The 22,984-nt window shown below is 67.7% G+C and carries 23 protein-coding genes; 3 read left to right on the plus strand and 20 right to left on the minus strand.

What is annotated here, in order from left to right; genetic code table 11:
• Positions 1-36: 36 nt before the first annotated feature.
• Positions 37-1,035: a tripartite tricarboxylate transporter substrate binding protein gene (locus tag CDO44_RS15845; RefSeq protein ID WP_087781202.1), complete on the minus strand. Its 999-nt coding sequence runs from the start codon at positions 1,033-1,035 to the stop codon at positions 37-39.
• Between the two features lie 73 nt (positions 1,036-1,108).
• Positions 1,109-2,266 (minus strand): hypothetical protein, encoded by a 1,158-nt coding sequence (locus tag CDO44_RS15850; RefSeq protein WP_087781203.1) that lies wholly within the window; start codon positions 2,264-2,266, stop codon positions 1,109-1,111.
• A gap of 156 nt (positions 2,267-2,422) precedes the next feature.
• Here CDO44_RS15850 and CDO44_RS15855 point away from each other — a divergent pair, with 156 nt between their 5' ends.
• Together CDO44_RS15855 and CDO44_RS15860 are read left to right on the plus strand one after the other, a co-directional pair.
• Positions 2,423-3,139, plus strand: a complete 717-nt coding sequence (locus tag CDO44_RS15855) for a GntR family transcriptional regulator (protein ID WP_087781205.1) — start codon at positions 2,423-2,425, stop codon at positions 3,137-3,139.
• A 94-nt stretch (positions 3,140-3,233) separates the two neighbouring features.
• A complete protein-coding gene (locus tag CDO44_RS15860) occupies positions 3,234-3,503 on the plus strand; it encodes an oxidative damage protection protein (protein WP_087781207.1) in 270 nt (89 codons plus the stop codon).
• 245 nt (positions 3,504-3,748) lie between these two features.
• Here CDO44_RS15860 and phoU read toward each other — a convergent pair whose 3' ends face one another.
• The 15 genes from phoU to CDO44_RS15935 form a co-directional block, all read right to left on the minus strand.
• The gene (gene phoU / locus CDO44_RS15865; RefSeq protein ID WP_087781447.1) at positions 3,749-4,447 is read right to left on the minus strand and encodes a phosphate signaling complex protein PhoU; all 699 of its coding nucleotides are present in this window, start codon (positions 4,445-4,447) and stop codon (positions 3,749-3,751) included.
• A 128-nt stretch (positions 4,448-4,575) separates the two neighbouring features.
• Entirely contained in the window at positions 4,576-5,262 is a 687-nt protein-coding gene (gene rpiA / locus CDO44_RS15870) for a ribose-5-phosphate isomerase RpiA (protein ID WP_087781209.1), read from the minus strand.
• Positions 5,263-5,372: 110 nt separating this feature from the next.
• Positions 5,373-7,037 carry an isovaleryl-CoA dehydrogenase gene (locus tag CDO44_RS15875; protein ID WP_087781211.1) on the minus strand — a complete coding sequence of 555 codons (1,665 nt, stop codon included), beginning with the start codon at positions 7,035-7,037 and terminating at the stop codon, positions 5,373-5,375.
• 69 nt (positions 7,038-7,106) lie between these two features.
• Entirely contained in the window at positions 7,107-8,069 is a 963-nt protein-coding gene (locus CDO44_RS15880) for an AraC family transcriptional regulator (protein WP_087781448.1), read from the minus strand.
• 43 nt (positions 8,070-8,112) lie between these two features.
• Complete coding sequence (locus CDO44_RS15885; RefSeq protein WP_087781213.1) at positions 8,113-10,359, minus strand: xanthine dehydrogenase family protein molybdopterin-binding subunit; 2,247 nt, start codon at positions 10,357-10,359, stop codon at positions 8,113-8,115.
• 11 nt (positions 10,360-10,370) lie between these two features.
• On the minus strand, positions 10,371-10,832 hold the full coding sequence (locus tag CDO44_RS15890) for a (2Fe-2S)-binding protein (RefSeq protein ID WP_087781215.1): 462 nt from the start codon (positions 10,830-10,832) through the stop codon (positions 10,371-10,373).
• A 118-nt stretch (positions 10,833-10,950) separates the two neighbouring features.
• Entirely contained in the window at positions 10,951-11,154 is a 204-nt protein-coding gene (locus CDO44_RS15895; RefSeq protein WP_087781217.1) for an MAPEG family protein, read from the minus strand.
• 132 nt (positions 11,155-11,286) lie between these two features.
• A complete protein-coding gene (locus CDO44_RS15900) occupies positions 11,287-11,772 on the minus strand; it encodes an SRPBCC family protein (RefSeq protein ID WP_087781219.1) in 486 nt (161 codons plus the stop codon).
• Positions 11,772-12,086, minus strand: coding sequence for a helix-turn-helix transcriptional regulator (locus tag CDO44_RS15905; protein WP_087781221.1), 315 nt, complete (start codon positions 12,084-12,086; stop codon positions 11,772-11,774). Before CDO44_RS15905 ends, CDO44_RS15900 begins: the two co-directional genes overlap by 1 nt.
• Before the next feature lie 73 nt (positions 12,087-12,159).
• Entirely contained in the window at positions 12,160-12,564 is a 405-nt protein-coding gene (locus CDO44_RS15910; RefSeq protein WP_087781222.1) for a VOC family protein, read from the minus strand.
• Between the two features lie 31 nt (positions 12,565-12,595).
• Positions 12,596-12,925 (minus strand): helix-turn-helix transcriptional regulator, encoded by a 330-nt coding sequence (locus tag CDO44_RS15915; RefSeq protein WP_087781224.1) that lies wholly within the window; start codon positions 12,923-12,925, stop codon positions 12,596-12,598.
• Positions 12,909-13,427 carry an SRPBCC family protein gene (locus CDO44_RS15920; RefSeq protein ID WP_087781226.1) on the minus strand — a complete coding sequence of 173 codons (519 nt, stop codon included), beginning with the start codon at positions 13,425-13,427 and terminating at the stop codon, positions 12,909-12,911. The genes CDO44_RS15915 and CDO44_RS15920 overlap by 17 nt, the downstream gene beginning before the upstream one ends.
• An 81-nt stretch (positions 13,428-13,508) precedes the next feature.
• Complete coding sequence (rmuC, locus tag CDO44_RS15925; RefSeq protein ID WP_087781228.1) at positions 13,509-14,990, minus strand: DNA recombination protein RmuC; 1,482 nt, start codon at positions 14,988-14,990, stop codon at positions 13,509-13,511.
• Positions 14,991-15,099: 109 nt separating this feature from the next.
• Complete coding sequence (locus tag CDO44_RS15930) at positions 15,100-16,062, minus strand: tripartite tricarboxylate transporter substrate binding protein (RefSeq protein ID WP_233146209.1); 963 nt, start codon at positions 16,060-16,062, stop codon at positions 15,100-15,102.
• A gap of 40 nt (positions 16,063-16,102) precedes the next feature.
• The gene (locus tag CDO44_RS15935) at positions 16,103-17,461 is read right to left on the minus strand and encodes an FAD-dependent oxidoreductase (protein ID WP_087781229.1); all 1,359 of its coding nucleotides are present in this window, start codon (positions 17,459-17,461) and stop codon (positions 16,103-16,105) included.
• A gap of 99 nt (positions 17,462-17,560) precedes the next feature.
• Here CDO44_RS15935 and CDO44_RS15940 point away from each other — a divergent pair, with 99 nt between their 5' ends.
• Positions 17,561-18,481 carry a LysR family transcriptional regulator gene (locus CDO44_RS15940; RefSeq protein WP_087781231.1) on the plus strand — a complete coding sequence of 307 codons (921 nt, stop codon included), beginning with the start codon at positions 17,561-17,563 and terminating at the stop codon, positions 18,479-18,481.
• Positions 18,482-18,492: 11 nt separating this feature from the next.
• On the opposite strand, the gene CDO44_RS15945 is transcribed toward CDO44_RS15940, so the two are convergent.
• The 3 genes from CDO44_RS15945 to CDO44_RS15955 form a co-directional block, all read right to left on the minus strand.
• A complete protein-coding gene (locus CDO44_RS15945) occupies positions 18,493-18,927 on the minus strand; it encodes a group II truncated hemoglobin (RefSeq protein ID WP_087781233.1) in 435 nt (144 codons plus the stop codon).
• A gap of 26 nt (positions 18,928-18,953) precedes the next feature.
• Positions 18,954-21,482 (minus strand): ABC transporter permease, encoded by a 2,529-nt coding sequence (locus tag CDO44_RS15950; protein WP_233146210.1) that lies wholly within the window; start codon positions 21,480-21,482, stop codon positions 18,954-18,956.
• 173 nt (positions 21,483-21,655) lie between these two features.
• A complete protein-coding gene (locus tag CDO44_RS15955; protein ID WP_233146211.1) occupies positions 21,656-22,834 on the minus strand; it encodes a BMP family ABC transporter substrate-binding protein in 1,179 nt (392 codons plus the stop codon).
• Positions 22,835-22,984: the final 150 nt, after the last annotated feature.

The raw sequence follows: 22,984 nt of genomic DNA on the forward strand, positions 1-22,984 counted from the left end.
GGGCGTCGCCGGTCATCTCGCCCGGCGACGCCATGCTCAATCCACCCGTGCGCCGGTCAGCTTCACGATCTCGCCCAGGCGCTGATACTCCTTGTGCACGAAAGCGGCGAACTCGCCGCGGCTCATCGGCGAGTTGATCGACCCGCGCTCCTGCATGGCGCGGTCGAACGCCGGGTCGCTCAACACGGCGTTCACCGCCTGGTGCAGCCGGTCCAGGCGTTCGGATGGCGTCCCCCTGGGCGCGAACAGGCCATCCCAGGCGAACAGCTCATAGCCCGGCACGCCGCTCTCGGCAATGGTGGGAACGTCCGGCAACGCCGGGATGCGCTGCGGCGTCGATACGGCCAGCACCTTGATCTGCTTGCTTCTGGCCAGCGGCACGAGGTAGGGCGCCACGTCGATCATGAACGACACGCGGCCCGAGCGTACGTCGGTCGACGCCGGCGCCCCGCCCTTGTACGGCACATGGGTGAAATCGACCTTCGCCATCTGCTGGAGCAGTCCGCAGGCCATGTGCGAAGCGGTGCCGTTCCCTGCCGACGCACAAGTCAACTCGCCGGGGTGCTTCTTGGCAAACCCGATCAATTCCTGCACGGAATTGAACGGCGACTCGGGACTCACGAACAACACCATGGAGATCACCGAAAAGCGCGCGACCGGCTCGAAATCGTCGGGGGCATAGCCCACGGACTTGTAGAGCCAATGATTGGTGGCCATGGTGCCGTTCGTGCCGAACACCAGCGTTTGCCCGTCCGGCGTGGCGCGGGCGGCGACCGCCGTGCCGATGTTGCCTCCCGCGCCTGCCCGGTTGTCGATGATGATGGGCTGGCGGATCTGCTTTTCCAATTCGCGGGCATACAGCCGCGCCAGCGTGTCGCCGCCGCCGCCCGCGACGAAGGGCACGATCATGGTGAGGGGGCGCTGCGGCCATGCCGCATCGTTCCCGGCCGCGGCCGGGCCGGTCGCCGTGGCGGCGAATAGCGCAAGCGCGGCCAATATACGCACCGGGGCCTTCCCGGATTTTCCTGGGTTCATAAGCGTCTCCTTTTATCTTTCTGAAGCCGGCATTCGCCAATGGCAGGCTGCCGGCACGACAGGCCACGACGGCTCAATCCACCCCGGCCTCGAGCAGCTCGACCGGATCGCCATAGCGCGCCGCGATCTCGACCACCTCCGGATCCCGGAGCGCACACAGGAAACCCTGGTCGATCAAGGTGTTCGTTCCCGCCATAACGGTTGCATCCAGGCAGACCAGGTCCATATGCACGGGGGGCTCTTCCCAATCCGGCAACACGCGGCGGATGTAGTCGCTCGGCTTGGCGAGATCGATGCCGAAGTGCAGCGCGCCCGGCGCATTCGATCCGGCGGGATAGACGGTATGGCGCGGCGCCTTGGGATTGAAGCCGCAGCCGCCGCCTTCGATCATGCGTCCGCCCACCAGCATGTCGCGCAGGATTTCCGCTTCGTCGGATTCGCCCTCGACCGCGCTGACGTACTCGCCTTCGAAGCGCACGGCGATGCGTTCCTCGAAAGGCTTGGCAAAGCCCACGGCCCACTGCGGATAGATCACGCCCGACATCGGCGTCTTGGCGGCATGGTCGTTGCGCACCGCCGTCCGGTCCCAAAGATTGGGACCGTGCGTGGGCAGGTAGTGCACATAGCAACCCGGCTCCTCGGCCGTCGTCACCCCGCGCCAGCGGTTCGACGCAAGCATGGTGTCGCGCGTCTCGGGCGTGAAGCCGATACGGAAATCGGTGCCGCGCGAGTCGGTGAAGCGCAGGTCGAAGTGCTCGCCCTGCGGGTAGCGCCTGGCCGTGGCGCGGCACAGCGCGCCCACGATCTCATTCGGAAACCGGGCCTGCGGGGTATGCAGAAGGTCGAGATTGCGGAAATAGGTGATCTTCACCCAGCGCTGTCCCCGCTTCCGCATGGCGATACAGAACGGGTCTTCGATCGAACAGAACCAGGTCGAAACGACGAAATCCGCCTGCTCCAGCAACCCCTTTACCGGCTCCGGCACGGCCGTCACGCGGGAATTCGGCTCGGCGTAGACGCGCACCTGCGCGCCCCGCGCCCGTGCCAGGCCCACCACGGCATCGACCACCCGGGTGTCGAGCAGATGATCGGTCAGCATCAACACCCGCTCGCCCGGCCTGATGGCGAACACCTTGGCGAAGTTGTCGAGCGCCTGGAAGAAATGCTTGGTTTGAACGACGGAATCAGCCAGCGGCGGAGGCAGGCCGATGTATGCCGAGGTTGGGATCATGGATGCCTCATACTAAGAGATCTAATTAAATTGCATGCAATTATTGGATATATGAGCCATAAAAGCAAACATTTTATAGTTTTGCATGCAATAAGGGATCGAAACGGCATAACAGTTACTATCCGTACACGACAGCAGCGAAGCTCTTCCCGGCAGATGGCCACTCAAATACACACGGTTGCAGGCGAACTGCGCCGACGCATCATGTCCGGCGCCTATTCCCAAGGCGAACGGCTGGTCGAATTGCAATTGGCGGCGGAACTCGGTGTTTCGCGCACTCCGATCCGGCTCGCCTTCGAGGAACTGGTCAAGGAAGGCCTGCTGGAACGGCTGCCTACGCGCGGCTTCCGGGTCAAGGCATTCGACCTCGACGACCTCGCCCATGCGCTCGATGTACGCGGCACGCTGGAAGGCATGGCGGCGCGGCTGGTGGCCGAGCGCGGTCTCGCGCCGGAGGCGATGGAGGCGCTGCGCGGTTGCGTGGAGGAAGGCTGGAGCCTGCTGGAGGACGCCGCGGAAAACGGCTATCGGGTGGAAACGCCGCGCTGGTCGGCCATGAACGAGCAATTCCATGCGACCCTGATCCAGGCAGCCGGCAACCCGCTCCTGGCCAGCGCGCTCGAGCACGTATCCCAGATCCCGCTAGTGGGGGCGGCGGTGCTCGGCCTTGGGCTGGACCAGACCATGCCGCGCCCCGAGTACGCTTTCATCCACCGGGCCCAGCAGGACCACGAGGACATCGTCTCGGCAATCGCCCAAGGCGAAGGTGCGCGGGCCGAGAACCTGATGCGCGAACACGTGCGGCGCAGCCGTGACAACAAGCGGCGCATCTACGAACTCAGGATGGACGCGCTGCGCCGGCCCGCGAAGTAGAGACCGGCCCCGATGGCCGCCGGACAAGGGCGAGGCGCCCCCCTCCCTTCGCTACAATAGGCCCATTGCAAACAATCGCGGAACAGGTGTCCACATGACTCGCATGGTCTATTGCGTCAAGCTGAAGAAAGAGGCCGAAGGCCTGGACTTCCCGCCCTACCCCGGCGAACTCGGCACCAAGATCTGGCAGAACATTTCCAAGCAGGCCTGGCAGGAATGGATGCAGACCCAGACCCGCCTGGTCAACGAAAACCGCCTGAACCTCGCCGACGCCCGCGCGCGCAAATACCTGCAACAACAGATGCAACGTTATCTGTTCGAGGACGGCAACGTCGAAGCTCAGGGGTATGTCCCGCCGAATTGACCCCCCCTACGCGCTGACGCGCCCCCCAGGATGCGGGTGGACCGGCGGAGCCGGATCCACCGCATCCTGGGTCTAGGGCCGCTTTCTTGGATTGGAGCGCCTGTGCTTCGCTGGCTGCCAGCGGCAGCAACGGTGCCGCAAACCGAGAAAGCGGCCCTAGATCCAGGGCGCCGCGGATCCGGCTTTGCCGGTCCGCCAGCGCCGCCCCCTTGAGAGGGAGCGCGAAGCGCAAGGGGGTGGGGCCCTCAACTAGCGGCTTCGCGCTCGACGTTATCCACGCCCGTGTGGCGCACATCGCGGCCCTTGACCATGTAGACCACCAGTTCGCACATGTTCTTGGCGTGGTCGCCGATGCGCTCCAGCGCCTTCGCGATGAAGAGCAGTTCGATGGAGCGCGAGATCTTCCGCGGGTCCTCGATCATGTAGGTGATGAGCTGGCGGATCACGCCCTGCCATTCCGCATCCACGCCCTTGTCCTGCCTGACCACCTGGGCGGCGGCCTGGGCGTCGAGGCGCGCGAAGGCGTCGAGGGCCTTGCGCAGCATCGTGACCACGGTGTTGGCCATGTGCCAGAGCTCGACGGCGGGCATGTTCATGCGGCCCGCCTCATGGATCATCTTGGCCATGCGGGCGATCTTCTCGGCTTCGTCGCCGGCCCGTTCCATGTCGGTGATCATCTTGATGACCGTGATGATCATCCGCAGGTCGCCGGCCGTGGGCTGGCGGCGGGCCAGGATATGGCTGCAGGCCTCGTCCAGCTCGATTTCGAACTTGTTGACCTCGGCGTCGCGGACGATCACGCGCTCGAGCGCCGCGAGGTCGCCGTTGGCCAGGCCGTCGATGGCACCGGTGATCTGCGCCTCGACCAGGCCGCCCATTTGCAGGAAACGCGACCTGACCTCCTCGAGTTCAGCGTCGTATTGTTTATGAGTATGTTCAGTCATGCCGGCTCCCAGCGAAGAACGATGGGCCTGGACGTCGTGCCCGGGCCCCATGGGCAATGCGTCGCCAAGTTTATGAACGTCATGTGACAGGAATATGTCTCGGCTCCCGTCCTGGCGTCCCCGCGCGGCTACGCGTGGCGCGGTTTGTCCAGCCGCCGTACGCCGGACTGGGTGGCCAGCAAGGCCACGTCGGCGCCCCGCAGCGCGAACAGGCCGCAGGTCACCACGCCCGGGACGTCGTTGATCACCTTCTCCAGGCTTTGCGCCTCGGCGATCTGCAGCCCATGCACATCTAGGATGACATTGCCGTTGTCGGTGACGAAGCCTTCTCGCAGCCGGGGCTGGCCGCCCAGGAGGCGCAGCGCCCGCGCCACGGCCTCCCGCGCCATGGGGATGACTTCCACGGGCAGCGGAAACGCGCCCAGCTGCGCGACCAGCTTGGACTCGTCGGCGATGCAGATGAAGCGCTCGGCCACCGAAGCGACGATCTTCTCGCGCGTAAGCGCGCCGCCGCCGCCCTTGATCATGTGCAAGTGATCGTCGATTTCGTCGGCGCCGTCCACGTAGATGGGCATGAAGGCCACGTCATTCAGGTCGAACACCTCGAGTCCGTGGCCGGCCAGGCGCGCGGCGCTGCGCTCGGAGCTGGCGACCGTGCCGCGGATGCGCCCCTTGTAGGCGGCCAGGCCGTCGATGAACAGGTCGGCGGTCGACCCCGTGCCGACGCCGATGACCACGTCCGGGGCCGCCACATCGGCGACGAAGGCAAGCGCCGCGTCGGCGGCCTGCTGTTTGAGCTGCTGTTGAGAAAGCATGATAGTGATGCAAAAACGGTGCAAGGAGTACCCAAGGGACACTTTAGCACTTGGGCGGAAGGAAGCCACCGCCTTGGGGACCCGGCGGCGCCCAATCCCCGCCCGTGGCCTCATCCGGCTTCCGGCCAGGCCCGCGCGAGCAGGAAGGCGCAGGCGGCGTCCCCATGGCCGGTATCACTGTCGCCGTGCAGCCAGCTTGGCTGGGCCAGCCTCGCCGCGATGAAGGCATCGGCCGTCATGCCGCCCGGCGCCTCCATCAACAGGACCGCCTGCATCAGCGCCGCCATCAGGCCGGCGATGCGGCGCGCCTTGAATTCCGCTTCGTCCGGTGCGGCGCACAGGTCCATCCAGGCTTGCCAGGCGGCGCGGAATTCGGCGCTGGCTCCGCCCCGCTCGCGCAGGTATTCGGCCAAGGCCTCGGCCGCCTCGGGGTCGCGCCGCATGGCGCGCAGCACGTCCAGGCACATGACGTTGCCCGATCCCTCCCAGATCGCGTTGACCGGCGCCTCGCGGTAGAGCCGCGGCATGGGGCCGTCCTCGACGTAGCCGTTGCCGCCGCACGCTTCCATGCACTCGCCGATGGCGCCCTCGGCCCGCTTGCAGACCCAGTACTTGGCCGCCGGCGTGACGATGCGCCGTATCGCGCGCTCCAGCGGCGCCTCGGATTCGAACGCGCGGGCCAGGCGCAGGCCGAGCGCGGTGGCGGCCTCGCTCTCGAGCGCGATGTCCGCCAGCACATGCCGCATCAGGGGCTGCCGCAGCAGGGGCTTGCCGAAGGCCTGCCGGCGCGAGCAAAAATGCAGTGCCTGGACCGTGGCCTGCCGCAACAAGGCGGCGCTGCCCAGCACGCAATCGAGCCGGGTGTAGGTGGCCATCTCCACGATAGTGGGTATGCCCCGCCCGGGCTCGCCCACCATGACGCCCCAGGCGCCATGGAATTGAACCTCGGCGCTGGCGTTGCTGCGATTGCCGAGCTTGTCCTTCAAGCGCTGGATCCGGATGGCGTTGCGCCGCCCATCCGGCCGGTAGCGGGGCACGAAAAAGCACGACAGGCCCGCATCGGCCTGGGCCAGCACCAGGTGGGCATCGGATTGCGGCACCGAATAGAACCATTTGTGGCCGGTGAGCGCATAAGCCCGGCCGCGGCCGGGCGCCGCGCACGGCACGGCGCGCGTCGTATTGGCGCGCACGTCCGATCCGCCCTGCTTCTCGGTCATGCCCATGCCGATCAAGGCGCCCCGCTTGGCGGCCACGGGCGCGCTCGCCGGATCATAGCAACGCGAATAGAGGACGGGCAGCCAATCCCTGGCGAAATCGACGTCGCCCGCCGCTTCCCGCGCCAGGACGGGGATGGCGCCAAAGGTCATGGTCGTGGGACACAGGGTGCCTGCCTCGACCTGCCCCTGCATGATGTAGCCGGCTGCGCGGGCCACCATGGCGCCGGCCCGGGGCGACGACCACGGCCCCGAATGCAGGCCGCGCGCGATGATGCCCGTCATCAGGAGGTCCCAAGCCGGATGGAAGCGCAGTTCGTCGATGCGATGCCCCACCGGGTCGATGGGCACGAACTGCGGCGGATACGCGTTGGCATCGCGCCCGGCCTCCATGGCTTGCCGGCTGCCCAGCCAACTTCCGTGCTCGCGCAGCGCGTCCTGCGCATGGGCGGCGCCTTCGCGTATCACCGCCTCCCGCAGGGCGACATCGGTCTCGTACAGGGAATAGTCGGTTCGCGGCTCCACCACATTGACCGCGTCGTCCAGCTCGCCGTCCGCCATGATCGCTCCCGGCCGCCGAGGCGGCATCGTCGCCAGTCCCCAGTGTAGCGCCGCCCTCGGGGCGGGAGATCAGGGCGCGGTCTCGGCCGACTCGCCGCTGCGCAGACGGGCGACGTCGCGCAAGGGCGGCGAGCCGTACAGGCGGCTGTACTCGCGGCTGAACTGGGACGGGCTCTCGTAGCCGACGCGGCGCGCGGCGGTGCCGGCGTCGAGCAGTCCGGACAGCATCAGCATGCGCGCCTCCCGCAGGCGCAGCTGCTTCTGGTATTGCAGCGGGCTCATCGCCGTGACGGCCTTGAAATGATGATGCAGCGACGACGGGCTCATATTGAGGGCCTGCGCGAGGTCATCGATACGCAACGGCGCGGCGTAGTTCTCCTTGATCCAGGCGATGGCGCGGGCGATCTGGCTGGAAGCGCCGGCCGGCAAGGCGGTCTGCCTCAGCCGCCGCCCCAGTTCGCCGGTCAGAACCCTGTACAGGATCTCGCGCTCGGCCATGGGTCCGAGCACGGGCAAGTGCTGGGGGGTATCCAGCAGCCGGACCAGGCGCAGCATCGGTTCGATCAGGTCGAGCGAGGTCGTGCCGACCGCCAGCCCGCGCATGCTTGGCGGCTCGGGCGCGGGCGGCAGGGCATGCTCGCCGATGAGCTCGCCCAGGCGCTGTGGGTCGATGTCGAGCGCCACGCACAGGTACGGCTCGGCCGGAGACGCACAGGTGATGCGCGCCTGCACCGGCAGATCGAAGGACGACAGGAGGAAGTGCCGCTGGTCGTATTCGTAGACGTCCTCGCCCAGCTCGACCCGCTTGGCGCCCTGCGCCGCAACGGCCAGGGACGGCCGGTAGATTCCGCAGCTGGAATCGGATGGCCCGGAGAATCGCACGAACGACAGGCCCGGATAGGCGCACGGATGCTGCCCGTCGACCGGCGCATGCCGCGCGATGCGCTGGGCCAGCTCCCGCCGCGCGGCGGCGAGCCGGCCGGCGTCCTCGGCAACCGGGGCGGAATCGGCGAACTGGACCGGCACGGACATCATCGTTGCGAACGGCGGGAAAGAAGCACCGATATTGCCATGCTCAGACGGCCTTGCGCAAAGGCGTCTTGATGGGCAAGGTCCGCACCCGCTCGCCGGTCGCCGCGAAGATCGCATTGGCCAGGGCGGGCGACAGCGGCGGCACGCCGGGCTCCCCGACGCCGGTGGGAGCGTCCTGGGACGGCACGATATGGACCTCCACGCGCGGCATCTCGTTGATGCGCAGCAGCGGGTAGTCGTGGAAATTGCTCTGCACGACCGCGCCCTTCTCGAGGGTAATGGCGCCGTGCAAGGCCATGGACAGCGCAAAGCCTATCCCGCCCTCCATCTGCGCCTTGACCACGTCGGGATTGATGGCCAGCCCGCACGCGACCGCGCAGACCACGCGATCCACCTTGAGCTCGCCGTCCCGGTTCACGGTGATCTCGACCACCTGTGCCACCACGGTATTGAAGGACTCGTGCACCGCCACGCCGCGGCCGCGGCGCGCGCCATCCCTGCCCGCGGCCAGGGGCCGGTCCCACCCCGCCGCGCGCACGGCCTGGTCCAGCGCCGCCAAGTGCCGGGGATGCCCCTTGAGCAGTTCGCGGCGCAATGCCACGGGATCGCGCCGCGCGGCATGGGCCGCCTCGTCGATCAAGGTTTCCGCCGTGAACGCGGTGTGCGTATGGCCGACCGAACGGTACCACTGGACGGGCACGGGCACGTCATCGGGCGTATGCAGCTCGACGCTCAGGTTGGGGACCTGGTAGGACAGGTCGGAGAGGCCTTCCACCGAGGTGGCATCGATGCCGTTCTTGATCATGCCCTGCTCGAATACCGTGCCCTTGATCAGCGACTGGCCGACCACGCGCACATGCCAGGCCTGCAACCGCCCCTTCGGGTCCAGCGCGAGGCGCGCCCGATGCAGGTACAGCGGCCGGTAATAGCCGCCGCGCATGTCGTCCTCGCGCGTCCACACCATCTTGACGGGGGCTTCGATACCCGCCTTGCGTGCGGCGCGGGCAATGGCCACGGCCTCGAGGACATAGTCGGCCTGCGGGCTGGCGCGCCGGCCGAAGCTGCCGCCGGCGTAAAGCTGGTTGATCCGGACACGCTCCGCGGCGATGCCCAGGTACTCGGCCACCGCCTTCTGATCCATGGTTTGGAACTGTTCGCCGTTCCAGATTTCGCACTGGCCTTCACCCAATTGCACGACGCAATTGAGCGGCTCCATGCTGGCATGGGCCAGGTAGGGAAACTCGTAGTCCGCCTCGATCACCGTCGCCGCGTTCGCGAATGCGGCCTCGACGTTGCCGCGCGCGGCGGCAGGCGTCCCGGGGCGGGACGCCGCCTCGCGGTACCTGGCCAGGATATCGGCGCTCCCTTCGGTGTAGGCGCGGCTTTCGTCCCACTTCACCTTCAAGGCATCGCGGCCGGTGCGCGCGGCCCAGGTATTGCGGGCCAGGACGGCCACGCCGGCGGAACGATGCGGCGACCCCTCGAAAGCGACGGCCGCCACGACGCCGGGCACCGCCAGCGCGGCACTCGCGTCGTAGCTCGCCACGGTGGCGCCGAAACGCGGCGCGTGCGCGGCCATCGCCACCAGCATGCCGGGAAGCTTGACGTCCTGCGTGAACATGGCGCGGCCATGCACCTTGTCCGCCGAGTCCGCGCGCCGCAGCGACGACTTGCCGATGAGGCCGAATTCCTTCGGGGACTTCAGCTTCACCTTGCCAGGCACCGGTTGCCTGGCCGCGGCCGCGGCCAGTTCGCCGAACCCGGCCTGCCGCCCCGAGGCGGCGTGCCGGACCACGCCGGCGCGCACCGTGATGGTGGCCGGATCGACCTTCCAGGCCTGCGCCGCCGCCCCCACGAGCATCGCGCGGGCGGCGGCGCCCGCTTCGCGCATCTGCTGGAACGAATTGGCCATGGCCGTGCTGCCGCCGGTTCCCTGTATGCCCATGGCGAGGTTCTTGTAGCGCGCGGTATCGGCCGGCGCGCCTTCGACCCGGACTTGCGACCAGTCGGCGTCGAGCTCCTCGGCAACCAGCGTCGCCAGCCCGGTATAGGCGCCCTGCCCCATTTCCACGTGCTTGGCATACACCGTCACTCGGCCCTGGGCATCGATGGAAAGAAAGGCGTTGGGCGTGAAGGCGTCCGCCTTCCCTGCCTGCGGCGCCGCGGCAAAGGCCGCGGGCAATTGCCAGCCCAGGACCAGCACGCCGGCGCCTTGCACGAAGCGGCGGCGGCTGACGTTGACCAGGGCGGCCTCGGCGCGGTCAGTGTTCTCGTCGATGGCGAAGATCATGGCGCGTCCCCTCAAGCCAGCGCCTGCGCGGCGTGGTGGATGGCCGCGCGGATGCGGACGTAGGTGGCGCAGCGGCAGGCGTTGCCGCTCATGGCCGCGTCGATGTCGTCGTCGGTGGGACGGGGGTTGCTGCGCAGCAGTGCCGCGGCCGACATGATCTGGCCCGACTGGCAGTAGCCGCACTGGACCACGTCGAGCTCCTGCCATGCGGCCTGCACGGCTTGGCCGACCCGGTCCTGGCCGACCCCTTCGATGGTCGTGACCGCCTTGCCGGCGACGGTCGATACCGGGGTCACACAGGAGCGCACCGGCTCGCCATCCACATGCACCGTACAGGCGCCGCACAAGGCCATGCCGCAGCCGTATTTGGTGCCGGTCAGGTTTGCCAGATCGCGCACCGCCCACAGCAGCGGCATTTCGCCGGGCGCGTCGAGCGTAGTCGGTTTGCCGTTGATCTTGAGCTGAATCGCCATTGCCACGTCCCCTGCGGAAAATACGCCGGACCCTTGTCCGGCTCGTGACAGAGGTTACGTAAACCACGCCCCGGACGACAATACCGATTCCTGCCTGGCTTTTGCCTGATCCTGCAAATCAGCCGCCGACGGGCAAAAAGATCGGCATCCATTCGAGCGTATTGGTGTGAGCGCGAACGCAGCGCTCAAGGTACGCATCACCCGTCATCGCCGGCGCAAGAATGCCGGTCTTGCTGTGTGCACGCGCCACGGTAAGCGCCATGCCGAAATAGACGATTCCCGCTATCAGCGTAGTGATGGCGACAGAGTAGTAAGCCTGCACATCAACCTCCGGACGAAACTGCACTATCTAGGGTCCGCCCTGAATGCCTCGTGGTCGGCACGGCCGCGGTCGAGCCAGACCGCGGCCGGGGATCTCTCGGGCTCGCGCTCGACGTTCGCGCGGCCCGCGGCGTCAGGTTCCGTGCGCCACGAGATCGGCATATCGCTGCAGGTACAGCGGCCATCCTCGATCGGCGGCGACGCCGTCGCGCACGCCTTCCCAACCGTCGCCGTGGCGGTCCAACTTTCGATGCTCGATTTCCACCCGGGTGCGCTGCGGCGTCTCGGCTATGAAGCGGACTTCCCACTCACTGGCCTTGTCCGGGTCGGACTCGATTTGCCATCGCGGACTGATGTTCCAACTCAGGAGCAGACGGTGCGGCGGCTCGTAAGCGAGCACGCGCGCCCATCGGCATTCGCTGCCGTCGATGCCGCGGTCGTAGATATGGCCGCCGACTCTAGTCTCGAACACCGTCTCGGCAATCTTCACCGCGAGCAAGTTGTGCTCGGCGGGCTTGAACTTGCCGAACTGCTTCGTGAAGACCTCGAATGCCCGCTCAAGCGGCACTTCGACGACGATGGAACGCTTGACTGAAGTGTCCGATGGATGCGAACTCATTACGTTTCCTCTGGTGGTTGCTCGACGGCCACCTTGTAGGCCGCCAGCGTCTTGTCCCAGTACCGATCGAGTTCCGCGCGAACCTTCGCGAGCCCCTTGGGATCGATCCTGTAGATGCGATGCTTGCCTGACCTCGAGTCGATCACGAGACCGACCTCCTTGAGTACTTTCAGGTGCTGCGAGACCGCCGGCCGAGTAACCGGGAGATCACGGGCCAGCTCGCCTACCGAGCACGGGCGTTCGACGATGAGGTCGAAGATTGCCCGCCGCGTCGGATCGGCCAGTGCAGTCCAACTTTCGTTCGCGTAAGTCATAACTTACGTGTAAGCATAGACTTACCGGTCTCAGTCGTCACTCCCACAATCGCACTGTGGCCCGCAGGCCGCATCAAGTGAAATTGAGCTGCCAGGACACGCCGAACCTATCGTTGACCCAGCCGAAGCGCCGGCTGAAGCCGTAGTTGTCGAGCGGCATCAGCACCTGGCCGCCCTCGGACAAGGCGGCGTAACAGCGCTCGAGCTCGTCTTCCGTCTCGCATTCCACGAACAGCGACATCGACGGCGTGAAGTTGAAGGCGTGCGGGCCCGCGCTGTCGATCGCCATGAAGCGGCGGGCACCGAGCTTGAACCAGGCCGTGCGGACGGTCCCCTCGGGCTGGTCCTCGCCCGGCCCGTAGCAGTCGATGCGTTCGATGGCGGATCCAGGGAACAAGGACACGTAGGTCTCGATGGCCGCCTTGGCCTGCCCGTGCCTCTCGCCCGAGAACATCAGAAAAGTGACGACGTCTTTCATGGATTCCCCTCTCTTTCCAGGCCGCCGCCCGTCATGGCGACTCGACCAGGTTCTTCAGGCGGCCCAGCGCGCGGTCCCAACCGGCCGAGATGGCGGCGAGAAATGCGCGGGCCTCCTCGATGCGGTGCGGATCGAGCGCATACAGCACTTCCCGGCCGCGGCGTTCGTGCACCACCAGTTTCGCCGCTTCCAGCACTTGCAGGTGCTTGACGATCGCCTGGCGGGAAATGTCCCGCCCCTGCGCCAGCGCGGTGGCCGACAAGGCCCCCGCCGCCAGCAGGTGGGTAACCAGGGCCAGCCGCGTGGCATCGCCCAGCGCGGCAAAGACCCCGGCCAGGTCGTGCTCACGCCGGTTCGACATGGCGCCTGAGATTCTCCGCCTGCGCGCTCCAGCCACCATCGTTCATCATGAACGCGCGCTGGCGGCGGTGTAGCGGCACGCGCTCGAACCCCGATTCCGTAATGGTCAGCCGCGTGCCTTCGGGAACGGCTTCCAGCAGGAACTCGACCAGGGTGGTGGGTTCCTGCTCCGGATCGCATTCAGCGTCGATGCCGAAGGGAATCCAGCGGAAACTGAAGACGCGCGGCGGCTCCATGCGCTCGACCGTGCAGAACACGGCATTGGGCAGGGGCTGCCGTATGTCCGACGGCGGGAGCCCCAGCGCGTGCTGGTACTGCCTGAACTCTTCCTCGTCGAACCCGCCTTCGAACGTGCCGGTCATGGTTCGGCCGGGCGCGAAGGGCTGGTCCAGCTTCACGCCGAACCACTGGCCGAACTCCCCGACGTCGGTCAACGCGCGCCAGACGCGCTCGACGGGCGCGCGCAGCACGATCTGCTTTTCGATACGGTCATGGGTACTCATCGGCGTCTCCTTTTGTGCAACCGATTAGTTGCAATATAGCGAGGCCGCCGAATCATGCAACCGGAAAGTTGCACAAACCATTTACGCGTCGGCTTCGCGGTCGGCCTCGTCGGCCGCGAGGTTGTCGTCGTCCGAACCCAGGAGCCGGCGCGTCTCGTTTTCCGGCAACGCCTCGACGGTCTTGAGATTGCGCAGCATGGCGCGGGTGCGCACTTCGGTCTGCCCGATCTTGTTGCTGGCGGTTTCCAGCGTCTTCTTCACGCTGGCCAGGGCGTCGCCGAACTTGCCGAACTCCGACTTGACCGCGCCCAGCACCTTCCAGACCTCCGACGAGCGCTGCTCGATCGCCAGCGTGCGAAAGCCCATCTGCAGGCTGTTGAGCAGGGCCGCGAGATTGCTGGGGCCGGCCACGTTGATGCGCAGGGCGTGCAGCTTGTCCATCAGGCCGGGCCGGCGCAGCACCTCGGCGTACAACCCTTCCGTGGGCAGGAACATGATGGCGAAATCGGTGGTGTGCGGGGGCGCGATGTACTTCGACCCGATGCGCCGGCCCTCCAGCTCGACGCCTCGCTCGAACGCCATGCCGGCGGTCCGCACGGCCTCCAGATCCGCGCGTTCCTGCGCGTCGACCAACCGCTCGTATTCCTCCTTGGGAAACTTGGCGTCGATGGGCAGCCATACCGGCGCCGAGTCGTCGCGGCCGGGCAGGCGAATGGCGAACTCCACCAGTTCGTCGCTGCCGGGCACGGGCTTGATGTTGCGGCCATATTGCGCGGGGGTCATGGTCTGTTCGATCAGCATGCCCAGTTGCACTTCGCCCCAGGTGCCGCGCGTCTTCACGTTGGTCAGCACGCGCTTGAGATCGCCCACGCCGGCCGCCAGGGACTGCATCTCGCCCAGCCCCTTGTGCACGGCTTCCAGGCGGTCCGAGACCAGCTTGAAGGATTCGCCCAGCCGCTGCTCCAGCGTGGCATGCAGTTTTTCGTCCACCGTGCGCCGCATCTCTTCCAGCTTGACGGCGTTATCGGCCTGCATGTCCTTGAGCCGCTGTTCGACGGTGGTGCGCACTTCGGCCATGCGGCGCTCGTTCGCCTCGGTCAGCACGCGCAGCTGTTCCGAAAAACGGTCGGCAAAACGCTGCAGGGCCTGCGCGCTTTCGTCCCGGTTGACGGCGGCGTCGCGCGTGAGCGAAATGCGCAGCGCCTCGAAGCGCTCCTGCAGTTGCGCCGTCAGCGTGGTGAGATTCTGCGCAAAGGCGTCGAGCTGCTGGTTGAGCACCTGCGCCTGTTGCGCCTGCTGGCCGCCCATGGCCTGCAGCCCTTGCGCCAGGGTCTGGCCCAGTTCGGTACGCAGGCCGCGCGTGGATTCGGCCAGTTCCGAACGCAGCCCGCGCTGGCTCTCGGTGATCTCGGCCCGCAGCGAGCGCTCCAGGCGTTCCTGCGCCTCCAGGATCTGGTCCGGACGTGGATCGCCCGTTCCCGGCTTGCGCAGCAGCGCCAGCAGTGCGAACAGCGCGGCGAGCACGGCAGCGGCGGCGCTGCTCCACAACAAGTATTCGGTCAAGACTCGGCCCCCAAAACGAGGGATTTTAGAGCCTTGCGGGAAAGCCGCAGCGGCTCCTTGCGCCGCCGGCGCATCGCGGGCGCCGGAGAACGCGGAGCCGGGCCGCGCGTCAATCCAGTTCGATCTTGTTCTTGCGGATGACGGGGAACCAGCGGTCGGCCTCTTCCTTCAGGTAGGCCGAGAACTCCGCCGGCGTGCCGGCCACCACTTCCATCATCTGGGTGTCGAAGGCCTTGCGGGCCTCCGGATCGCGCAAGGCACGCACCACTTCCTGGTGGATGCGGCGCTTCAGCGCTTCATCCATGCCGGCGGGCGCGACGATGCCCATCCAGGCCCCGGTGTCGATGCCGGCCATGCCTTGCTCGGCCAGGGTCGGCACGTCGGGCATGAAGCGCGTGCGGCTGCCGGTGGTGACGGCGATGGCGCGCAGCTTGCCGGCCTTGACGAAGGACTGCACCGCCGCGGCCGGCAGGCACGCCATGTCCACGTCGCCCGCGATCAGGGCCGTCACGGCCTGGCTCGATCCGCCGTACGGCACGTGCACGATGTTGGTGCCGCTGCGCGAAGCCACCAGCTCCATGGTCAGGTGCGACAGCGAGCCGTTGCCGATGGAGGCGTAGTTGAACTTGCCGGGCGATTGCTTGAGCTGCGCGATGAGCTGCTCGAGATTGGCGGCGTCCAGGTTGCCCCGCGTCACGATGACGCTGGGCTGCATCACCGCCACCGTGATCGGCGTCAGGTCGCGGTCCGGGTCGTACGGCATCTTCTTGTAGAGCAGCTTGTTGTTCACCAGCGGTCCGGTGATGCTGACGCCCAGGGTATAGCCGTCGGGCGCCGCCTTGGCGACGTGGTCGGTGCCGATCATGCCGCCGGCGCCGGCCTTGTTCTCGACGATGAAGGTCTGCTTGAGCTGCTTGGACAGCCGCTCGGACAGGACCCGGGCCAGCGTATCCGGCGTGGAGGCCGGCGCGAAGGGCGCAATGATGCGCACCGGCCGCTCGGGCCACTGCGCATGGGCGGGAACGGCCAGCATGGGAACGACGAGCATGGCCGCGGCCAGGTGTTTGATCACGATATTGTCTCCTTGTGATGAATGAAGCAGGCGCCGGGCGCTACATGTCCCGGCCCAGGTAGGCGCCGTCCTGCTGCAGGACCTCTTGCAGGCGGGGGACGTCGAGCCTGCGCGGCGCCACGCCCGCCCGCAGCGACAGCGCCGCGGCCGTTCCGGCCGCCTGCCCCATGGCAAAGCACGGCCCCGTGACACGCGCCGCCGACTGGCCCATGTGGGTCATCGAGGCGCAGCGCCCCGCCATCAGCAGGTTGTCCACGCCCAGCGGCAGCAGCATGCGGTACGGCAGGTGATTGAAGCCCCGGCAATTGGGCACATCGACGAACTTGAAGACGATGTCGCCCGCCACGTGCGCCTCCACCGGCCAGCCGTTGACGCCGATGGTGTCGTCGAAGCTCGCGCAGCCCAGCACGTCGTCCTCGGTCAACTGGTACTCGCCGACGATGCGGCGGGTCTCGCGGATGCCGACCTGGGGCGCGATTTCCAGGATGTAGGAAGACTCGAAGCCGGGCGCGTATTCGCGCAGGAACTCGAAGAACTCGCGCGCCTGGCGGCGCCCCTGCAGCTCGCCCTCGCTCAGTTGCCAGGCATCGGTGCCGTCGATGGCCGAGCCGTCGGGGTTGCTCAGCTGGGTCACGTTGGCGCGCCATTCCACCGGATTCTTCTGCGGGCGGACGATGGGCGTCTTGCGCGCGAAGCGGCGGCCGTGCCGGGCGGCCTCTTCCATCAGACGGCCGAAGTGCTCCCAGGCATTGCCCGCGCGCGCGGGATCGACGTTATTGACGCGGAACATGGTCGACGGATACAGCATGCCGCCATGCCCGTCGCCTTTCTCGTAGGGCACGCCCGCCGCGGCCGCCATGTCGCCATCGCCCGAGCAATCGATGTAGATCTTGCCGATCACGGCGCCGCGTCCGGACTTGGTCTCCACCAGCAAGGCGGCGATCTCGCCCGGCGCGCGCATCAGCACGCCCGCGGCCTGGGCATGGAACAGCACCTGGCTGCCGCTGGACACCACCAGGTCGTCCGCCGCCAGCTTGAACGCCGCGTTGTCATAGGCCTGGGCCATGATCTTGTCCTGGAACATCCGATGCGGTTCGCACAGGCCGCCCAGGCGTTCCAGCGTGGAAAGCAGTTCGTCGGCCAGGCCATGGACCACGCGCCGGTTGTCGCCGAACACATTGGCATGCAGGCCGCAGAAGTTGGTGACGCCCGCAGCGGTGCCCATGCCACCGAGAAAGCCATAGCGCTCGATCAGCAGCGTGCGGCACCCATGGCGTGCGGCGGCGGCAGCCGCCGTCATGCCGGCCGGGCCGCCGCCCAGCACCACGACGTCGTATTCGCCCAGTACCGGGGTCTGCCGGGCCGGCTCCGAAACGCTGGCCGGATGTCCCAATGTCATTGCTCCACCTCGTCATTCTGCGAAGCGGACATGGTATCTGTTTCAAATTGGATTATCTGGTCTAATTTGAGGAACCAGCTTTCGCAATTTGGAATAGATATGGACACCTTGGCCAACTTGCGCGCCTTCCTAGCCACGGTGCGGGGCGGCAATTTCTCCGAAGCGGCACGCCAGCTCGATACGGTTCCCTCGGTCATCGCCAAGCGTATCGGCCATCTCGAGTGGACGTTGGGAACGCGCCTGTTCGACCGCTCCAGCCGCCGGGTGACGCTGACCGAGGCCGGCCACAAATTCCACGCCCGGGCGCGAGCGCTGGTCAGCGACTTCGACGACATCGCCTCCGAGCTGAAGCGAGACGAAGACGTGCTCGAAGGCCACATCCGGCTGCGCGCCCCCACGTCGCTCACGGTGTTGTACCTGGCGGATATCCTGGCTGCCTTCCAGCAGCGCTACGACCGGCTGACCCTGGAGATCATGCTGCTGGACCGCTCGGCCAATCCCGCCGAGGAAGGCTTCGACATCTCGGTGAGCGGCCGCGCGGACAGTTACGAGGGCGTGGTCGACGAACCGCTGTGCCCTCTGCGGCAGGTGGTATGCGCCGCCCCCGCCTATCTGGCGCGCCGCTCGGCGCCGCGCCATCCGCGCGACCTGGCCGATCACGACTGTCTGGTGTTCAATCCCACGGGCCATACTTGGCATTTCAACAGCGCGCGCGGCCCGGTCAGCGTCGACGTTCCGGCGCGCCTGGGCGCCAACGACAACTACGCGCTCTATGCGGCCGCACGCGCGGGCAACGGCATAGCCGTCCTGCCGAGCTACGTCGCGGGGAAGGCGCTGGCCGACGGCACCCTGGTGGCGCTGCTGGAAGACCACCCCTTGCAGGACGTGTGGCTCAAGGCGCTGATACCGGCACGCAAGCGCCACACGCCGCGACTCGAGGTGTTGCTGGCATGGCTGCGCGAGCACCTGGGCGGCACGCCGCCATGGGAACGTCCCGGCGCCACCGCGCCGGGTGCCTGAAGCCCCTTGGCTTACTCCGCGCGGTTGCGCATCCAGTCGGCCGTGTTGTAGAACGAGGCCAGCAGCCGGTCGGCCAGCTCCGGTTCGATCCCGACCTGCTGCATCGCGCGTCCCATGCAGACCACCCACTGGTCCCGCTCTTTCGTGCCGATGGAAAACGGCAGATGACGCGCCCGCAGGCGCGGATGGCCAAAGCGCCGGATGTAGTAGTCCGGCCCACCCATCCAGCCGCACAGGAACCAGAACAGCTTGTCGCGCGCCTGCTCCAGCGAAGGGCCGTGCGCCGCGCGCAGGTCAGACAGGTCGGCGTCCAGGTCCATCAAGTCATAGAAGCGGTCGACCAGCTCCCGCACCCGCCCTTCCCCGCCTATGCGTTCGAACACGGTCTGCCCGGCCGGTGCCGGCTCGGCCGGTTCCTGTATCAATATCGTCTTGTCATTCTGCATATCGGTTTTCCAAAGCGCGGCACCTTCTACACTTCCCGCAGCGTTGCCAGGGGCGGGTGCCGCAGCACGCCGCGCAGGCCCATCCATCCGCCGGCCAACGCGCATGCCACGCCTATCAGCAAACCGGCCGCCCATACCCAGGGATTGGGCGCCAGCGCGAAGTCGAACACGAAACGCGCCAGCAGCCAGGCGATCACCGAGGCGCCGGCCGCGGCCAGCATGCCGGCGGCGCCCCCGATGGCGCCGAGCTCGAGCCACTGCGCCGTCGACAGCTGGCGCCGGGTCGCCCCCAGCGCGCGCAGCAGGCCCGCCTCGCGCACGCGTTCGTCACGGGTCGAGGCCAGCGCGGCATACAACACCAGGCAGCCCGCCGCCAGGGTGAACAGGAACAGGAACTGCACCGCGGCCACCACCTGGTCCAGCACGCCCTGCACCTGCCGCAGGATGGCGCTGGTATCGAAGATGGTGAGATTGGGAAACTCGCGGATCAGCGTATTGGACAGGCCGGCCTTGTCGTCCGGCAAGTGCAGCGCCGTGATCCAGCTCTGCGGCATGTCGCGCAGCACGGCGGGCGACAGGATGGCGAAGAAATTGACCTGCATGGAATCCCAATCCACCGCGCGCAGGCCCGAGACCGCCACGTCGACCTGGTTGCCAGCGATGTCGAATTTGAGCGTATCGCCCAGCTTCACGCCCAGCGTCTGCGCGATGCCCTCTTCCATGGACACCTCGGCCGCCGACGGGTCCAGCCAGCGGCCCGCCACCTCGCGATTGTGGCCGGGCATCCGGTCCATGTAGGAAAGATTGAATTCCCTGTCCACCAGCCGGCGCGCGCGATCGTCCTGGTAATCCGCCGGGCCGACGGCGCGCCCGTTGATCTCGAGCAGGCGGCCGCGAATCATGGGGTAGAGGTCCACGTGGTCCAGGCCGGCCTGCGCCAGCCGCTGCGCCACCGCCTCGCGCTGGTCCGGCTGGATGTTGATGAGGAAACGATTGGGCGCATCGGGCGGCGCGGCCTGGCGCCAGCCGTCGACCAGGTCGCTGCGCGTGATAGACAGCAGCAGCAAGGCCATCAACCCCACCGCGAGCGCGCAGACCTGCGCCACGGTCGCGCCCCGGCGCCGCACCACGCCGGCCAGCGCAAAGCGCAGCGCCACCGGGCCGCGCTGCCACTGCCGCAGCGGCTCCAGCCATCGCACGCCCAGCCAGGCCACGCCGGAGAACAGCAGGAAACCCGCGAGAAAGCCGCCGGCCACCATCAGGCCCAGCTTCAGGTCGCGCGCGAACCAGAGCAGCAGCAGCGCGAAGCCGAGCGCGCCGATGCCATAGCCGACCGCCGTGCGCGCCTGGGCAACCCCGGTATCGCGGCGCAGCACGCGCACGGGCGACACGTGCCGCAGCTGGGCCAGCGGCGGCAGCGCGAAGCCGAGCAGGAGCCAGACGCCGGCAAGAAAGCCCTGCACGGCCGGCAACGGACCGGCGCGCGGCAGATCCGCCGTGATGAGTCCCCCGAGCGCCGCGATCAGCCCCTCGTGGGCGGCATACCCGATCACGCTCCCTACTGCGGCGGCCCCGAGCGCGATGATGAGAAATTCAGCGGCGAACAGTCGCGTCAGCAAGGACTGCGTCGCCCCCAGGCAGCGCATCACGGCCACGCTGTCGAAATGCCGCAGCGTGAAGCGGCGCGCCGCCAGCGCCACGGCTACCGCGGCAATCAACGCCGCCAGCAGGGCCACCAGCGACAGGAATTGCTGGGCGCGGTCGATGGTGCGGCGCATTTCCGGCCGGCCGGAATCCAGCGTTTCCACGCGCTGGCCGCGCTGCGGATGGGCCTGGAGCCACGCAGCGTAGTCGCGCACGGCGGCAGGCCGCCCGGCCACCAGGAGCCGGTAGGACACGCGGCTGCCGAAGGTCACCAGTCCCGTACCATCCAGGTCGTCGGCGCGCATCATGACCCGCGGCGCGACGTTGATGAAGTTCATGCCGCGGTCGGGCTCCACCGCGATCACGCGGTCGATGCGAAAGCGCTTGTCTCCCAGCTGCAGGCTGGCTCCCACCTGCACGTCCAGCAGCGAGAGCAATTGCGGATCCACCCAGACCGCGCCGCGAGCCGGGATGTCCCGCGTGACCGCATCGGGCATCGCCGGACCTTCCGCCACGCGCAGGTTGCCGCGCAGCGGATAGCCGGGCTGCACCGCCTTGAGCGCCGCCAGTTGCGAGCGCGCCGCATCGCCGCTGCCGGCGCTGGCCATGGAGGGGAACTGCAGAGTCTCGGTCAGCGACAGCCCCAGTCGCCGCGCCTCCTCGCGCTGGGCGTCCGACACCGGCGTGTCGGAAATCAGGACCAGGTCGCCGCCCAGCAGCTGGGCGGCATCGCGTTCCAGTGCCTGGCGAATGCGGTCGGCCAGGAAACCCACGCTGGCCACCGACGCCACCGCGACGACCAGCGCCATCGCCAGCAGCCGCAGTTCGCCGGCGCGCCAGTCGCGGACGGTCATGCGCCAGGCCTGGGCCAGGAACGAAAACGAAGAAAACGGACGTGCGTCAGGTTTCATGGCCGGCGCAAGGAAAAGAAGGCTGGGAAGGCGAGCGCCGCATGGCGCCCGCCGGCGGGAACGTGCGGAACCGCCAGGGCGGCGCACTCTCGTGGGACAACGCCCGGAGGCGGCGGTTCACATGCGTCCCATACTTTACCGGCATCGGAGGGGATACGTCCGCAGACTTCTCCTCAGGCCACCGCCTTGCCCACCACCCCCTCGACGAACCAGTCCATATGGTCCACGTCGCGCTGGCTCGGCACGCCGGACTGCTGGCGCACCGTGCCCTGGTTGTCGACGAGGCGGCCGCCGAAAGGATGCAGCGCGCCCGCAGCGATCCGTTGCCGGGCCTGCTCCACGGAGGCGCGCACGGCCTGGGGCACCTGGGGAGAAAGCGCCTCGAGCGCGATCATGCCGTCCTGCAGGCCGCCCATGATTGCCCGCGACGTCCAGGTGCCCGCCAGCACTTCGCGCGCGGCCTGGATGTAGTGGTCGCCCCAGCGATGCACCACCGCGCCGAGCTGCCGCGTCGGCGCGTACTTGCTCATGTCCGACGTGTAGCCGAGCATCCAGGCTCCCGCGGCTTCTGCCGCCTGCGCCACCACGGAGGAGCCCGAGTGGTTCGTCAGCACGTCGGCCCCCTGGCGCAGCACGGCTTGCGCGGCATCGCGCTCGCGGGGCGGGTCGAACCAGTTCTGCGTCCAGACCACGCGCACCTGCACTTTGGGATTGACGCTGCGTGCCGCCAGCGTGAACGCGTTGATGCCCTGGATCACCTCGGGAATCGGCAGCGCCGCGACATAGCCCAGCACGTTGCTGCGCGTCATCGCGCCGGCCACCAGTCCGGCGAGATAGCGGCCTTCGTAAAAACGGATGTTGTAGGCGCCCAGGTTGCGCGCGAGCCGGTAGCCCGAGGCCTGGTCGAACACGACCTTGGGAAATTCGCGCGCCACGCGCATCACCGCGTCCATATAGCCGAACGAGGTGGTGAAGACGAGCTTGCACCCCTGGCGGGCCAGATCGCGGATCACGCGCTCGGCGTCTGCGTTCTCGGGCACGTTCTCCACCACGCGGGTGGTTACGCGGTCCCCCAAGGCGCGCACCATCGCCAACCGGCCGTCTTCGTGCTGGCGCGTCCACCCGGCGTCGGTAATCGGCGACATATAGACGAAACCCACCGACAGGGATTCGGCCGCCGCCCAGGCAGGACGCGGCACAGCCAGCGCCGCATACGCCGCCGGCACGCCCGCCAGCCAGCCGAGCACGCGGCGGCGCCCGCCGCTGGCAAGAGCGGGGCGGACCAGGCGTTCCGTTTCGGGGGGACAAGTTTGTTCGCGGTGCGCGGCCGGCACCGAAACGAGGTTTTTCACGCAGGTTCTCCTCGAACACGGCTTCCAGGTTGGATGTCCGGCCAGCGGGAAGCACGCTGGCCGGACGGGATCGAGGGACGATTTTACCAAGCGGCCGGGAGGCGCCCGCGCCGCACGATAGCTCGCCGACGAGGATCGATTGTCAATCAC

Source organism: Pigmentiphaga sp. NML080357 (assembly GCF_002188465.1).
In the GTDB taxonomy this organism is placed as follows: domain Bacteria; phylum Pseudomonadota; class Gammaproteobacteria; order Burkholderiales; family Burkholderiaceae_B; genus Pigmentiphaga.

Bases quoted from the DNA above. Each gene is read 5' to 3' on its own strand.
- CDO44_RS15845 (WP_087781202.1), bottom strand. From the start codon at position 1,035: ATGAACCCAGGAAAATCCGGGAAGGCCCCGGTGCGTATATTGGCCGCG.
- CDO44_RS15850 (WP_087781203.1), bottom strand. From the start codon at position 2,266: ATGATCCCAACCTCGGCATACATCGGCCTGCCTCCGCCGCTGGCTGAT.
- CDO44_RS15855 (WP_087781205.1), top strand. From the start codon at position 2,423: ATGGCCACTCAAATACACACGGTTGCAGGCGAACTGCGCCGACGCATC.
- CDO44_RS15860 (WP_087781207.1), top strand. From the start codon at position 3,234: ATGACTCGCATGGTCTATTGCGTCAAGCTGAAGAAAGAGGCCGAAGGC.
- phoU (WP_087781447.1), bottom strand. From the start codon at position 4,447: ATGACTGAACATACTCATAAACAATACGACGCTGAACTCGAGGAGGTC.
- rpiA (WP_087781209.1), bottom strand. From the start codon at position 5,262: ATGCTTTCTCAACAGCAGCTCAAACAGCAGGCCGCCGACGCGGCGCTT.
- CDO44_RS15875 (WP_087781211.1), bottom strand. From the start codon at position 7,037: ATGGCGGACGGCGAGCTGGACGACGCGGTCAATGTGGTGGAGCCGCGA.
- CDO44_RS15880 (WP_087781448.1), bottom strand. From the start codon at position 8,069: ATGTCCGTGCCGGTCCAGTTCGCCGATTCCGCCCCGGTTGCCGAGGAC.
- CDO44_RS15885 (WP_087781213.1), bottom strand. From the start codon at position 10,359: ATGATCTTCGCCATCGACGAGAACACTGACCGCGCCGAGGCCGCCCTG.
- CDO44_RS15890 (WP_087781215.1), bottom strand. From the start codon at position 10,832: ATGGCGATTCAGCTCAAGATCAACGGCAAACCGACTACGCTCGACGCG.
- CDO44_RS15900 (WP_087781219.1), bottom strand. From the start codon at position 11,772: ATGAGTTCGCATCCATCGGACACTTCAGTCAAGCGTTCCATCGTCGTC.
- CDO44_RS15905 (WP_087781221.1), bottom strand. From the start codon at position 12,086: ATGACTTACGCGAACGAAAGTTGGACTGCACTGGCCGATCCGACGCGG.
- CDO44_RS15910 (WP_087781222.1), bottom strand. From the start codon at position 12,564: ATGAAAGACGTCGTCACTTTTCTGATGTTCTCGGGCGAGAGGCACGGG.
- CDO44_RS15915 (WP_087781224.1), bottom strand. From the start codon at position 12,925: ATGTCGAACCGGCGTGAGCACGACCTGGCCGGGGTCTTTGCCGCGCTG.
- CDO44_RS15920 (WP_087781226.1), bottom strand. From the start codon at position 13,427: ATGAGTACCCATGACCGTATCGAAAAGCAGATCGTGCTGCGCGCGCCC.
- CDO44_RS15935 (WP_087781229.1), bottom strand. From the start codon at position 17,461: ATGACATTGGGACATCCGGCCAGCGTTTCGGAGCCGGCCCGGCAGACC.
- CDO44_RS15940 (WP_087781231.1), top strand. From the start codon at position 17,561: ATGGACACCTTGGCCAACTTGCGCGCCTTCCTAGCCACGGTGCGGGGC.
- CDO44_RS15945 (WP_087781233.1), bottom strand. From the start codon at position 18,927: ATGCAGAATGACAAGACGATATTGATACAGGAACCGGCCGAGCCGGCA.
- CDO44_RS15950 (WP_233146210.1), bottom strand. From the start codon at position 21,482: ATGAAACCTGACGCACGTCCGTTTTCTTCGTTTTCGTTCCTGGCCCAG.